At 36.1% G+C, this 14,683-nt stretch carries 13 protein-coding genes; 9 read left to right on the forward strand and 4 right to left on the reverse strand.

What is annotated here, in order from left to right; genetic code table 11:
• Positions 1-70: 70 nt before the first annotated feature.
• Both DF947_RS08120 and DF947_RS08125 read left to right on the forward strand, forming a co-directional pair.
• Positions 71-3,163 (forward strand): SusC/RagA family TonB-linked outer membrane protein, encoded by a 3,093-nt coding sequence (locus DF947_RS08120; protein WP_205940760.1) that lies wholly within the window; start codon positions 71-73, stop codon positions 3,161-3,163.
• Between the two features lie 18 nt (positions 3,164-3,181).
• Entirely contained in the window at positions 3,182-4,546 is a 1,365-nt protein-coding gene (locus DF947_RS08125; protein ID WP_205940761.1) for a RagB/SusD family nutrient uptake outer membrane protein, read from the forward strand.
• 64 nt (positions 4,547-4,610) lie between these two features.
• On the opposite strand, the gene acs is transcribed toward DF947_RS08125, so the two are convergent.
• Positions 4,611-6,506 (reverse strand): acetate--CoA ligase, encoded by a 1,896-nt coding sequence (gene acs / locus DF947_RS08130; RefSeq protein ID WP_109929233.1) that lies wholly within the window; start codon positions 6,504-6,506, stop codon positions 4,611-4,613.
• Between the two features lie 216 nt (positions 6,507-6,722).
• Here acs and rpmB point away from each other — a divergent pair, with 216 nt between their 5' ends.
• From rpmB to DF947_RS08165, 7 genes are all read left to right on the forward strand, one after another.
• A complete protein-coding gene (gene rpmB / locus DF947_RS08135; RefSeq protein WP_109926275.1) occupies positions 6,723-6,956 on the forward strand; it encodes a 50S ribosomal protein L28 in 234 nt (77 codons plus the stop codon).
• 44 nt (positions 6,957-7,000) lie between these two features.
• Positions 7,001-7,183 carry a 50S ribosomal protein L33 gene (rpmG, locus tag DF947_RS08140; protein WP_010599807.1) on the forward strand — a complete coding sequence of 61 codons (183 nt, stop codon included), beginning with the start codon at positions 7,001-7,003 and terminating at the stop codon, positions 7,181-7,183.
• Between the two features lie 82 nt (positions 7,184-7,265).
• Positions 7,266-7,421: a DUF4295 domain-containing protein gene (locus tag DF947_RS08145; protein WP_109929234.1), complete on the forward strand. Its 156-nt coding sequence runs from the start codon at positions 7,266-7,268 to the stop codon at positions 7,419-7,421.
• An 86-nt stretch (positions 7,422-7,507) separates the two neighbouring features.
• On the forward strand, positions 7,508-8,470 hold the full coding sequence (ftsY, locus tag DF947_RS08150; RefSeq protein WP_109929235.1) for a signal recognition particle-docking protein FtsY: 963 nt from the start codon (positions 7,508-7,510) through the stop codon (positions 8,468-8,470).
• Positions 8,471-8,575: 105 nt separating this feature from the next.
• Complete coding sequence (locus DF947_RS22670) at positions 8,576-8,911, forward strand: GxxExxY protein (protein ID WP_394341489.1); 336 nt, start codon at positions 8,576-8,578, stop codon at positions 8,909-8,911.
• A gap of 82 nt (positions 8,912-8,993) precedes the next feature.
• Entirely contained in the window at positions 8,994-10,331 is a 1,338-nt protein-coding gene (rimO, locus tag DF947_RS08160) for a 30S ribosomal protein S12 methylthiotransferase RimO (RefSeq protein WP_109929237.1), read from the forward strand.
• A 154-nt stretch (positions 10,332-10,485) separates the two neighbouring features.
• Positions 10,486-11,553: an acyltransferase family protein gene (locus DF947_RS08165; RefSeq protein WP_109929238.1), complete on the forward strand. Its 1,068-nt coding sequence runs from the start codon at positions 10,486-10,488 to the stop codon at positions 11,551-11,553.
• 65 nt (positions 11,554-11,618) lie between these two features.
• Here the strand turns inward: DF947_RS08165 and DF947_RS08170 are convergent, their stop codons facing one another.
• From DF947_RS08170 to DF947_RS08180, 3 genes are all read right to left on the reverse strand, one after another.
• Entirely contained in the window at positions 11,619-11,963 is a 345-nt protein-coding gene (locus tag DF947_RS08170; protein WP_109929239.1) for a hypothetical protein, read from the reverse strand.
• Positions 11,964-12,175: 212 nt separating this feature from the next.
• On the reverse strand, positions 12,176-13,174 hold the full coding sequence (locus DF947_RS08175) for an NAD(P)H-dependent glycerol-3-phosphate dehydrogenase (protein ID WP_240615343.1): 999 nt from the start codon (positions 13,172-13,174) through the stop codon (positions 12,176-12,178).
• Between the two features lie 116 nt (positions 13,175-13,290).
• Entirely contained in the window at positions 13,291-14,634 is a 1,344-nt protein-coding gene (locus tag DF947_RS08180; RefSeq protein ID WP_109929240.1) for an efflux RND transporter periplasmic adaptor subunit, read from the reverse strand.
• Positions 14,635-14,683: the final 49 nt, after the last annotated feature.

The following is a 14,683-nucleotide window of genomic DNA, read 5'->3' on the forward strand; positions in this document are numbered from 1 at the left end:
TATCTTTTTGTTACATTGGAATTATCATTTCCTAAATAAATAAAAACATTATTAACTAAACTAAAATTTGATGAAAAGACTACTATTAAGTTTCATTTTGTCTTTCGGTTTAATTTCGTTTGCTTTCTCGCAAGGCAAGGTTATTAGCGGAAAGGTAAGCTCAGGCACTTCAGGACCGATTCCAGGAGTAAGTGTATTTGTAAAAGGCTCTCCAAACACCGGAACACAAACAGATGCCACCGGAATTTATAAACTAACGGTTCCAGATGATGCAAAAACCCTTGTTTTTAGCTTTATTGGGTACAAAACAAAAGAAGTTGCCATTACAGGCAGTAGCATTAATGCAAATTTAGAGGAAGAAAACAACACCTTAAGCGATGTGGTTGTTGTGGGTTATGGTACGCAGATTAAAAAGGATTTAACAGGATCTGTAGCATCCGTAAAATCAAAAGACCTGGAAAACCTACCTGTAACCAGCTTTGAGCAAGCTTTACAGGGCAAGGCTGCCGGGGTGAGCATATCATCTCAAAATGGCAAATTAGGCCAAGGTATAACTGTAAGGGTTAGGGGGGCATCATCAGTTACTGCAGGTAGTGAACCTTTATATATTGTTGACGGAATTCCCATTACAACTGCTGATTTATCGAGCACATCAGCTCCAACAAGTGCATTGGCAGATATTAATACAAATGATATTGAATCTATAGAAGTTTTAAAAGATGCCGCTGCTTCGGCAATTTATGGAGCTAGGGCTTCCAATGGTGTTGTTTTAATTACAACAAAGCAGGGTAAAGTTGGTAAAACACTTATTCAATTTAATGCTTTAGGCGGAGTTAGTACACCATCCAACCATAGAGAATTTTTAAATGCAGAACAATATGTTCAAATTTTGCGCAGAGCTGGAGAAGGCGCTGCGAACCAAGATTTTCTTAATGGAGATTACCCAACTTTGGCAGCTGCAAAAGCAGATTATGCTGCTAGCGTTGAAAGCCGTTTAAATAGATATTCAGCAGGCAACAATGACTACCAAACCTATAAGGTTAATTCCAATTGGGAGAAGGCTGCTTTTCAAAATGATCCGATTACTCAACAATATGATTTAAGTTTGAATGGTGGTAATGAAAAAACGAAATTTTATATTGGTGGTCAAGCTTTAGATCAACAAGGTATTGTTATTGGAAATAGCTACAAGAGATACAGTGGAAGATTAAACCTTACAAATAAGGTTACTGACTTCTTAGAGGTTGGGGTAAACTTAAATTTTTCAAACAGTATAAATAATAGGTTGTCTAATGATAATGCGTTTTCTAGTCCATTGCAGGCTGTTGCTTTATCTCCTATTACGCCATTTATTGATCCAAGATCGGGATTGGTTAGTGGTACATTACCTGGAGCAGCTTCCAATTTCCCAGTATATTATAATCCTTTAATTGGTGTAGATAATGCTTTTTATAAGGCTACTGTTTACCGAACAATTGGTAAAGCATTTGCGAATGTAAACATTGCAAAGGGCTTTAAATTTAGTACTGATTTTTCAATTGATAACTTAAATCAAAATGAAGAGAGTTATTATGGCGCTTTAACTTTTAGAAATACTGGAACCGCAAATGGTGACGGACAAAATATTTCTACATTTGTTATTAATGCAAATACAAATAATTTTTTTAGTTATAACAAAACTGTAGGCAAAAGCACATTTGATGCTGTTTTAGGTACAAGTTATCAAAAATCGACTACAAAATACAGTACAATTGAAGGTCAAGATTTCCCAAGTGATGCATATATAAAACTTGGTAGCGCTGCCACAAAGGTAACAGCATCAAGTAATGAGAGTGCTTTTAGCTTTCTTTCGTATTTTTTTAGAACAAATTATAAATACAATGATCGTTATTTAGTTAGTTTCAGTATTAGGGCTGATGGATCTTCCCGTTTCGGTGAAAATCATAAGTATGGATACTTCCCTGCAGGATCACTAGGGTGGATTGCTTCTGAAGAAGATTTCTTAAAAACGAATGAAACCATAAGCTTATTAAAATTCAGAGTAAGTTATGGTTTAACAGGTAATGCTGAAATTGGAAATTATTCTGCACGTGGTTTATTCAGTGGAACAGGTGCTTATGGTGGCAGTGCTGGTCAAATCCCTACAAGAATAGCGAACCCAGATTTAACATGGGAAAAAACTAAACAGTTAGATATTGGTTTGGACTTTGGTCTCCTTAAGAATAGAATTACTGGTGTATTTGATTTCTATCAAAAAAACACTACAGAGCTATTATTAGATGTTCCAATTCCTCAAACAACAGGTTTCTCAACAATAACACAAAACTTAGGTACATTAAAAAATACAGGTTTTGAACTGGGAATTAATTCAGAAAACTTAGTTGGGGCATTCAAGTGGTCAACTGCAATTACCGCGGCCATAAACAACAACAAAATAACAAACTTAGGTGGACAGGTTTTAAACAGCAACGAAATCAATGCAGCTGTATCTAATCAGCCAATTGGTGTGTTTTATTTGCCAGAATACGCAGGTGTAGATCCAGCCAATGGGGATGCAATTTATTATCTTAATACAACGGACGCATCTGGGAATGTAAACCGATCAACCACGAACGACATCAATCAAGCACAACGAATTTTTGCTGGTAATCCTAACCCAAAATATACTTTTGGTCTTAACAACAGTTTTTCTTACAAAAACTTTGATCTTACCATCTTCTTGCAGGGAGTACAAGGAAATAAGATTTTTAATGCTGGTGGGCAATACATGAGCGCAAGTGCTTCAAATGGTTATGATAACCAAACTGTAGATCAAATGGATTATTGGAATAAACCAGGCGATGTAACCGTTACACCAGAGCCACGTTTGTTTTATGCAAACGGAGTAGGAAACTCAACAAGATATCTTTCTGATGGTTCGTACATTCGTTTAAAAACATTAACATTAGGATATAATTTCCCCACTACAATCTTAAGTAAAATCAAACTTAGTAAACTGAGGTTATTTGCAACTGCACAAAACTTGGCTACTATAACCGGATATAAAGGTTGGGATCCTGAGGTTAATGCCGATTATCAATCAACAAATATTAATCAAGGTGTAGATTTTTATTCTGCTCCACAACCACGAGTTATCTCGTTTGGTATAAACGTTGGCCTATAATCCAAAACAAGAATCATTATGAAAAAGACATATATATATAATTTAATATTTGCATCGATGCTGTTGGCTACAGTTTCATCTTGCAAAAAGGCTCTAGATATTAACCCAGTTGATACAATAGAGCAAAGTAAAGCACTACAAACATCTAAAGATGTAGAAGTGGCGCTTGTTGGCTCCTACTCAGCATTAGGAAGTAGAAATTTTTACGGAGGCAGACCATTTTTAATGGCCGATTTCTTAGCAAATACCGATGCAATAGAATGGTATGGCACCTATGAGGAGCTTACGCAGACCATAAATAAATCTCTCTTAAAAACAAATACATTTGTTGATAATGTTTGGGCAGATGGATATACAACAATCAATGATGTAAATAATGTAATCGCATCCATTAGCAAAGTTGATGCTGCAAAGAAAAATAAAGTAGAAGGTGAAGCCAAGTTTATAAGAGGGTCTGCCTATTTTGACTTAGTAAGATTATTTGGAAAAGCTTATAATGATGGTAGCCCAACAACAAATCTAGGAGTGCCGATTATTCTTACACCAACAACCTCAGTTACAGATGCAAGTTATGTAAGTAGGGCTACAGTTGCTGCTGTTTACACACAAGCAATCGCCGACTTAACGGATGCAGAAGCTAAATTGCCAGCAACTAATGGCTTTTTTGCAACTAAATATTCTGCAGCCGGGATGTTGGCAAGATTATATTTACAGATGGGAAACTATTCTGCCGCTGCAAATGCTGCAAATAGAGTAATTGCTTCAGGAAATTACAGTCTTACCCCTGCTTTCATAGATGCATTTCCGGTAATGGGTTCATCTCCCGGATCAAATACAACTGAAGATGTTTTTTCTATTCAAGTAAGAACACTTACTGGCTTTAATGGCTTTAACGAGTTTTATGGATCATCAACTTATGGCGGTCGTGGAGATGCTGTTATTGCTCAAGATTGGATAGACAATACATATAGTACAGCTGATGATCGAATTAATGCTTTTTATGATGATGGTGATATGTACACTTCTAAATTTGCAAACCCTTATGGAAATGTTTCGATTATTAGGTTGGCTGAAATGTATTTGATTAGGGCAGAATGCAATGCTCGCTTAGCACCAGCTGCACCAATTGGAGGACAAACACCCCTTCAGGATTTAGCCGTAGTTAGATCTCGTGCTGGCTTAACAACCACCACCGCAACTCTAGCTAATATTTTAAATGAAAGAAAGCTTGAACTTGCTTTTGAAGGTTTTGCTTTACATGATGCAAAAAGGACACAGACTAATATTGGTTCTTTAGCCTGGAATTCGAATGCATTAGTGTTTCCTATCCCTCAAAGAGAAATGGATGCAAACAAAAACCTAGTTCAAAACCCAGGTTATTAAATTGAACACAACAAAAAATGCCTCCCGAAATCGGGAGGCATTTTTTTTATACGATATTTATCGATTACAACTTTTTCGATGCTTCTATAATCTCTTCCACAACAGTAGGATCTAATAAAGTTGAAGTGTCGCCTAAGTTTGAAGTATCGCCTTCAGCTATTTTACGTAAAATACGACGCATAATTTTCCCAGAACGCGTTTTAGGCAAGCCAGTAACAAAAAGAATTTTATCTGGCTTGGCAATAGCACCAATAACACGGGATACGGTTTGTAAAATATCCTTCTTCGATAATTCTGCTTCGCCATGCATTTCTGGGTAAATCACAAAAGCATAAATGCCTTGTCCTTTTACATCATGAGGATAACCTACAACGGCACTCTCCACAACTCCGGCATGCATGTTAATTGCATTTTCTACTTCGGCTGTTCCAATCCTATGGCCAGAAACATTTAACACATCATCTACCCGACCAGTAATCCGATAATAACCATCTTCATCTCGTAAGCAACCATCACCGGTAAAATATAGATTTTCGTAAGTAGAGAAATAAGTTTGTTTGCAACGCTCATGATCGCCATAAGTGGTGCGCAACATGCCGGGCCAGGGAAACTTAATACAGAGATTTCCCATAACGCCATTACCTGCTATTTCATTACCGTTTTCATCTACAAGAATGGGTTGAATTCCTGGTAAAGGCAAGGTTGCAAAGCTTGGTTTGGTTTTAGTTACGGTTGCAATTGGAGAAATCATAATGCCACCGGTTTCCGTTTGCCACCAGGTATCTACAATTGGCGCTTTACCATGCCCTATTTTCTCATCGAACCAATGCCATGCTTCTTCATTAATCGGCTCTCCTACCGATCCTAAAACACGAATCGAACTTAAATCTTTTCCATTCAAGGGTTCTTCTCCATAACTCATCAACGAACGAATTGCTGTTGGAGCTGTATATAATGTATTTACCTTGTGTTTTTCTACAATATCCCAAAAACGGGAAGGGCTTGGATAGGTTGGAATACCTTCGAACAATACCGATGTTGCACCTTGAGATAGCGGGCCATAAACAATGTAAGAGTGCCCGGTAATCCAACCAATATCTGCAGTACAGAAATAAACTTCTCCTGGTTGATAATTAAATACATTAGAAAAAGTATATCCGGCATAAACCATATAGCCACCGCAAGTATGTACAACACCCTTTGGTTTTCCTGTAGAGCCTGAGGTATATAAAATAAACAGCATATCTTCTGCATCCATTTCTTCGGCTTCGCAGATATCGTTAACGTGTTTAACTTCATCTTCCCACCAAACATCACGTCCTTTCAACATAGAAACAGGTGTGCGAACATGGGTTAAAACAATACATTTTTCTACGGTTGGGCAGCCAATTAATGCATCATCAATTACATCTTTTAAAGGAATCTGTTTATTCCCACGATAAGCGCCATCGGCTGTAATAACCAGTTTGCACTGCGAATCGTTAATCCGATCGGCAATAGACTTAGCTGAAAATCCACCAAAAATTACCGAGTGTACCGCACCAATTCTGGCACACGCCAAAACAGCAATCGCCAGCTCAGGTACCATTGGCATATAAATACAAATACGATCGCCTTTTTTTGCTCCATTTCTTTTCAATACATTGGCAAAACGGCAAACCCGCTCATGCAACATTTTATAAGTTAGGGTAACGCTCTCTTCTTCAGGATTATTGGGTTCCCAAATAATGGCAGGTTTATCTCCACTTGTAGCCAAGTGACGATCTAAACAATTTTCGGTAATGTTTAATTTTGCCCCCTCAAACCATTTAATATTAGGCTCATTAAAATTCCATGATAGTACCTTAAACCATGGCTTTCTCCATTGAAAATTTTGCGCTACTTCTCCCCAAAATTGTTCGGGGTTTTCTACACTTTTCTTATAATCTTCTTCGTATTGCTTAAAAGATGTAATTTGCATGGGACTCGTTTATTATATTGGATTAGTAGCGGCTAATTTAATTAAATATTGGTAAGCAAAAATATTGAAATCGTATCAAAATGAATATGCGCATTGCTTTTTTAAAATAGTTGAAAATAATTAGCAACGCTCTTGCTGTTTACAATTATTATTCAGATATTTGCACACTCTTAAAAAAATTAAGCGACGATATTTTAACAACTATATTTACAAGTCATGTCAAGAGTTTGTGATTTAACAGGAAAAAAGGCAATGGTAGGTAATAACGTTTCTCACTCGAACGTTAAAACCAAACGCAAATTTTATCCTAATTTGAAACTTCAGAAATTTTATATCCCTGAAGAAGACCGTTGGATTACGTTGAAAGTTTCGACTTCAGCGATTAAAACCATCAACAAAGTGGGTATCAGCGAAGCAATTAACCGTTTCGTAAAAAAAGGATTTTTGTAAAAAACATTAACTGTTGAGATTAACAGTTTACAATTTATATTAAAATGGCAAAAAAAGGTAACAGAGTTCAGGTTATTTTAGAATGTACTGAGCATAAAGAAAGTGGCATGCCAGGTATGTCTAGATATATTTCTACTAAAAACCGTAAAAACACTACTGAGCGTTTAGAATTGAAAAAATTCAACCCAGTATTGAGAAAAGTAACCGTACACAAAGAAATTAAATAATTGAATGATAGAAGGATTGAATGATTGATTTAAACTCACTCATTCCAAAATTCACCAATTCAATCATTAAAAACATAAGAACATGGCAAAGAAAGTAGTTGCAACCCTTAAAACAGGTACAGGTAAAGAATATTCGAAAGTAATTACAATGGTAAAATCACCTAAAAGTGGTGCTTACTCATTCAAAGAGCTTATCGTGCACAACGACCACGTAAAAGATGCTATCGCATCTAAATAAGGTTAATATTTTTTAATATTGATAAAAATATTAAAGGCCGTTCCGTATTAACCGGAAGGGCTTTTTTTGTTATATAAAATTTAGATATGGGTTTATTCGATTTTTTCAAAAAGAAAGAAACTGCACCCGAAGCTCAAGAAGCTTTAGATAAGGGTTTAGAGAAAACCAAAGATGGCTTCTTTAACAAGATTACGAAAGCCGTTGCAGGAAAATCTTCCGTTGATGATGAAGTGCTCGATAATTTAGAAGAAGTATTGGTCACTTCTGATGTTGGTGTAGGTACCACGCTAAAAATTATTAAACGCATTGAGGAACGTGTTGCCCGCGATAAATATCTTTCTACTTCGGAGCTGAATTTTTTGCTCCGTGATGAAATTCAGTTATTGCTCTCAGAAAACAACAGTAACGATTTCCGCCAGTTTGAATACGGCGACCATAAACCCTACGTAATTATGGTTGTAGGTGTGAATGGGGTTGGTAAAACAACAACGATTGGCAAACTCGCCCATAAATTAAAAGAAGCAAACTTAAAGGTTGTTCTTGGTGCGGCAGATACTTTTAGAGCGGCTGCGGTAGATCAACTCAAACTGTGGGGCGAACGCGTTGGGGTGCGTGTTGTTGCCCAACCCATGGGCTCAGATCCTGCTTCTGTTGCTTTTGATACATTACAATCTGCCGTTGCAAATGGCGAAGACGTTGTAATTATTGATACTGCTGGCCGTTTACATAACAAAATAGGCTTGATGAATGAGTTAGGCAAAATTAAGCAGGTAATGCAAAAGGTTGTTCCAAATGCTCCACACGAAATTTTATTGGTTCTGGATGCCTCAACCGGCCAAAATGCTTTTGAGCAATGCAAGCAGTTTACCGAAGCTACCGACGTTAATGCTTTAGCCATAACAAAATTAGATGGTACGGCGAAAGGTGGAGTAGTAATTGGAATTTCGGATCAGTTTAAAATTCCGGTAAAATATATAGGTGTTGGGGAGAAGATAAATGATTTACAGCTCTTCGATAAAAAGGAGTTTGTGAACAGTTTGTTTAAATAGACGCAAGCGGTAGATTACACCGATTTTTAATTGATTGCACTGATTATAAAATTCTCAAGCACATAATATGCCTGAAAATCAGAACGATAAGCTACTGAGATCATTATTGGATGTTGCTTTCAAATACATAATGAACTTGGCCCTGGTTTTCTTGAGAAAATATATGCCAATGCTTTAAAAATTAAACTTAATGAAGCTGGGTTATCATTTCAAGCGGAGAAGGAATTTGAAGTGATTTTTCAAAATGTCAATATCGGAAAATTTAGATGTGATCTTTTTGTAGAAAATAAAGTAATTGTAGAATTAAAATCGGTAACAGGATTCCAACCGAAATTATTTCAAAGTCAATTGTTATCATATCTTAAAGCTAGTAAAGTTAAAACTGGGTTATTGATAAATTTTGGCAATACAAGTTGTGAAGTCAAAAGATTATCCATCTAATACGAATAGATATATAGTCATCGAGTTGTTAAATCACCTGATCGGTGAAATCACCATTAATCGGTGAAATCAAAATAGTAATATGAATACCAAAATAGCAAAAATTAAAAGCACAATTAAACAGCCTAAAATTAATGTAATTACCTTAGGTTGCTCAAAAAATATTTACGATTCAGAAGTTTTGATGGGTCAGCTTCGTGGCAATAACTTAAATGTTGTTCACGAATCTGATAAAATGGGAAAGGATGATATCGTAGTGATCAATACTTGCGGTTTTATTGATAATGCTAAACAAGAATCGATTGATACCATTTTACAGTTCAGTGAGCTTAAGGAAGCTGGTAAAATCGGAAAAGTTGTAGTTACAGGCTGTTTATCCGAACGTTACAAGCCAGAGCTAGAATCAGAAATTACCAATGTTGATGCTTTTTTTGGCACCAACGATTTACACAATATATTGCATGAGCTCGGTGCAAATTATAAACATGAGCTTATCGGCGAACGATTATTAACCACGCCATCACACTTTGCCTACTTTAAAATTGCCGAAGGCTGTAACCGTCCCTGTTCGTTTTGTGCTATTCCGCTAATGCGTGGAAAACACTTAAGTAAGCCAATGGAAGAATTGGTTAACGAGGCAAAAATTCTTGCAAAAAACGGAACGAAAGAATTAATTCTTATTGCTCAGGATTTAACCTACTATGGTCTTGACCTTTACGGTATTCGTAAGTTGGATGAATTGATGCGCCGTTTATCTGATGTTCCGGGTATTGAATGGATCCGTTTACAATATGCTTACCCTTCCGGCTTCCCGATGGAAATTTTGGATGCCATGAATGAGCGTGATAATATTTGTAAATACCTGGATATGCCCTTACAGCACATTACCGATAATATGCTGAAATCGATGAGAAGGGGTACTACAAAACAAAAGACTATTGATTTGGTAAATCAGATTAGAGATAAGGTACCAAACATTGCCATGCGTACTACATTAATTTGCGGTTATCCTGGTGAAACAGAGTACGATTTCGAAGAGATGAAAGACTGGGTTGCAGAAACCAAGTTCGATCGCTTAGGTTGTTTCACTTATTCTCATGAAGAAAAAACACACGCACACACTTTAGTGGATGACATTCCTGATGAAGTAAAACAACAACGCGTGGATGATATTATGGAAATACAACAAGGAATTTCCTTTGATATTAATCAGGAGAAAGTTGGCAAAACATTTAAAGTGCTTATCGACAAGAAAGAAGGTAATTTCTTTGTAGGCCGTACCGAATTTGATTCGCCTGAAGTTGATAATGAGGTTTTAATTGATGCAACTACAGGTTATGCTGCTAACGGAAGTTTTGTACATGTTAAAATTGATAGAGCCGAAGACTTTGATTTGTACGGTCAGATTGTGAAGATATAAGCTGTAAAAAATTTATTTAAAAGTCCCAAATAGAGCCTCTATTGGGACTTTTATGTTTTATACCAATTCTAACTAAGAATAGCCTGGTAATTTATATCTTAGTAACATAAAGAATATCGGCTTATCCGTTGTTGTTATCCCTTAAAAAAACTTAATGCTTTCATCCCAAAAAGATCATTTTCGTTTCTACGAATTAGATATAATGCGTTTTTTAGCGGCATTGGCCGTTATGTTTTATCATTTCACTTTCGGTTCTTCAAGGTTATTGGGAACGCCAACATTCGGAATCGATATTATAATGCGATATGGTTATTTGGGTGTAGATGCTTTTTTTATGATTAGTGGCTACGTGGTGCTAATGTCGGCGATGAATAAATCACCCAAATACTTCGTCATATCCAGAGTGTTAAGGTTATATCCAGCCTATTGGGTTTGTTGCATTATTACTTTTGCAATTATTTACATCACAAAAATTACCCCACCTGATACGCCACCGGTTACATTAAAACTATTTGCCTACAACCTGACGATGTTTCAGGAGTTTTTGGGCAAAGCCAATATGTATGGCGTTTTTTGGACCCTCACCTACGAGCTTGGGTTTTACTTCATAATCTTATTGATTTCTGCGCTTAAGCTTTGGAAAAATCTGCTTCTCATTTTGTCGCTTTGGCTTCTTTACACATTGACAATAAACTATAGCGCACCAAACAATGCTTTTTCATTTTTTTTAATCCCCAAGTATAGTTCTTATTTTATTGCCGGAATGCTATTTTATCTTTTGAGAACTAAATACGCATCAAGCTGGAAAATTTATTCGTTATTGATACTTTGTTTCTTAGTAAACTTGAAAAACAACCTCTTAATTGTTCAGGAGATGAACGATTTTTATCACGATTCGAGCATTTACAATAAATATGTGGTGATATTTATCGTAACCATATTCTATATCTTTTTCCTTTTATCAGCCTTAAACAAACTGGATTTTAAGTGGCTTAAATATCCGGCCAAATTAGGTGTACTTACCTATCCATTGTATTTAATGCATGGATTTGGGATAGGTCTTTTTCTAATTTGGGGCACTAGTGTAAATAAGTACGTTCTATTATTCTTTGCAACACTATTATCTGTTACCCTATCATTTTTGGTTTACCAATTTATTGAAGAAAAATTTCGGGGAAAATTTAAATTGTTGCTTACTAATTTATTTGATAAACTGAAATAAAGAATTTATAAACAACAAAGCCCGATCTGATCATATCAAATCGGGCTTTGTTGTTACTTTGGCACTTAATTTTTTGTTTCTACTCTAGTTTTAATTTGGCTAGGTTTTAACCAGATTTTAGCACCTTTAGAGTTTACGTAATATTTTTCGTTTTTAGCGTTGATGTACACATCAGATCCATCTGGAGCCATTTTACCTTTCCAGGTTTTGTCTGCAACTTTAGAACCGCCTTTTACAGCTACTTCTGCAGTTTTATTACCAACAGATTTAGCGCCTTTACCAATTGCTTTACCTGTATGATCTAATGCTTTACCAACTTCTGTTTTCTTTTTTTCTTGTGCGTTAACGCTTAAAGTTACACCACCGAACAATGCCAATGTTAACAAGCCAATTACAAATTTCTTTTTCATAACAGTTATACTTTTATTTATTGAACAACATTTGGCATGTGTTTTTGTTTGCACACAACTGTTTTAAATAAACCTTATTGTTACAAGGGGACACCTATGGCACAGCAATATACTTTTTGGTGCAGATGCAATAATAATCTGATGTTGTTACCAAAAAGATAAAGTGGAAAGAAGACCTGCAAAACCGATTCGCAGTAATTTGTTTTTGATCGTTAATTCAACTTTTCGGCAAGCAGCTTCATTTCGATATGTGGTGATCTACCCTCATATAAAACATTATGCACCGCCTTGCAGATAGGCATATTTACATTATAAGCCTGATTTTTGATGTGCATACATTTTACTGCATAAAATCCCTCTGCAATCATATTCATTTCTAACTGCGCCGATTTTACAGTATAACCTTTACCTACCATGTTTCCAAAGGTTCTATTGCGGCTAAACTGAGAATATGCGGTAACCAGAAGATCGCCCAGATAGGCCGATTCTTTAATGTCGCGATTTATCGGATGAACGGCATCCACAAATCGTTCAATTTCGCGAATGGCGTTACTAATTAAAACCGCCTGAAAATTATCTCCATAACCAATTCCATGGCAAATCCCGCTTGCTACAGCATATATGTTTTTCAAAACGGCTGCATATTCGGTTCCAAAAATATCATCCGAAACGTTGGTTTTAATATAACGGGTATTTAAAAATGATGCAAAAGTCGAAGCTTTTTCTACATCGGTACAAGCAATGGTAAGATAAGAAAGTTTTTCTAAAGCCACCTCTTCTGCATGGCAGGGGCCACTAACCACTAAAATGTCGTGATATGGAATGTCGTAGGTTTCGTGAAGGAATTCTCCGATAATTAAATTATCTTCAGGAACAATTCCCTTAATTGCAGAAATGATTTTTTTCCCTTTCAATTCTTCTGCGGTAATATTGTCAAGGCTACCTTTTAAAAATGCCGCCGGAACATTTAAAATAATATAATCTGCAGTTTTAACGATATGGGTAATATCTGATGAGATATTATCTTCATTGAGTTTTATTTCTACCGAACTGATGTAATGTGGATTGTGCTTAAACTTTTTAATGTGTTCAATTGCCTCCTCGTTACGCATCCACCAGAAAATTTCCTTTTCAGAAAGATTATCTGATAACATTTTTACAATGGCAGTCGCCCAGCTCCCGCCCCCTATCATTGCTATTTTAGGTACCATGTTTATAAAAAAGATAAAGGTAAAAGGTGTAAGGCATAAGGCTAAGCATTCGCTTTAAACCCTAAACCTTACACCTTCACTAACGCAAGATACTATTTCTCGCGATTAATTATCAACTACTTTTTAGCGTCTTTGCTAAACAATTGGTCTTTAGATGTTTTCTCTACAACAAGTCCATCCTTCAATTTGTTCTGAATTGCAGAATACGGTCCAGTAACAATTTCCTGACCAGCTTTGATACCTGTTTTTACAATGATAAACTGATCATTTTGAATGCCTGTGGTAACTTCTACCTTTTTAACTTTTTTGGTTGAAGCATCGTAAACATAAACGTACTGCTTTATGGTTTTATCGTTAAGTTTTGATTTTTGTTTATCGGTATTTTCTTGGTTGCCCTGATTTTTAGCATCATCTCCTGTCTTGCTTCCATTATCTGTAAACACAGATTGAATTGGAATTGCCAAACCGGTTAAAGATTCGCTTTCGATATCTACGGTTGCAGACATACCCGGACGGAAAATAGACTGCTGTTTTCCGGCTAACTCTTCAGTAATCCTAATTTTTACAGAGAAATTGGTTACCTGATCTACTGATGTTGAAGTCGTTGTACCCACTGCTGTTGATGAACTTGCGATTTCGGTTACAACACCTCTAAACTTCTTATCAGAAAAAGCATCCACTTCTATTGATGATTTATCGCCCACTTTAACACGGGTAATATCGTTTTCATTTACATCAACATTAACTTCCATTGATGATAAATTCGAAATACGCATAATTTCTGTACCTGCCATTTGCGAAGTACCCAAGATACGATCGCCTAATTCGATAGATAATTTTGAAACCACACCATCAACCGGCGCATAAATTGTTGTTTTGGCTAAATTGGCACCTGCCTCCTTAACATTCGCACCAGTTTGTTCTAATGTAAATTTAGCACCTGTTACATTTTCTTTTGCACTGGCCAAAGTTGCTTTAGCTGTTAAATAAGCAGCTTTAGCCGCATCAAATTCTGAAGCTGAAATTACTTTTTTGGCAAAAAGCTCTACATTACGTTTGTATGTTGCTTCTGCATTTACAAAGTTTGCCTGGTTTTGAATCAATTGTTGTTGTGCGCCTGCTACACTAGCCTTTTGAGCGTTAAACGTAGCCACAGTTCTTTCGTAACCCGATTGCAAAACATCTGGTCTCACTTTACAAAGCAACTGACCTGCCTTAACAATATCGCCTTCTTTCACTTTTAATTCTACAACCTCTCCAGATACTTCAGAACTTAGTTTTACCTCAGTTTCTGGCTGTATTTTACCACTAGCAGTTACAGTTTCTACAACCGTTTTATCTGATGCTTTTTCTGTAGTTACTTTTTCTGTTTTATTGCCACCGATAACTCCAGCTAGTTTTAATCCAATAAGGATTACCAGAATAACTCCAACGGTAATTAATATGTGCTTCAGTTTCATAATATTGTATTGCGTTTGTTTGTATTTATGTTGTAATGTTTAAGGGTGT

It is taken from the genome of Pedobacter paludis (assembly GCF_003173575.1).
GTDB lineage: Bacteria > Bacteroidota > Bacteroidia > Sphingobacteriales > Sphingobacteriaceae > Pedobacter > Pedobacter paludis.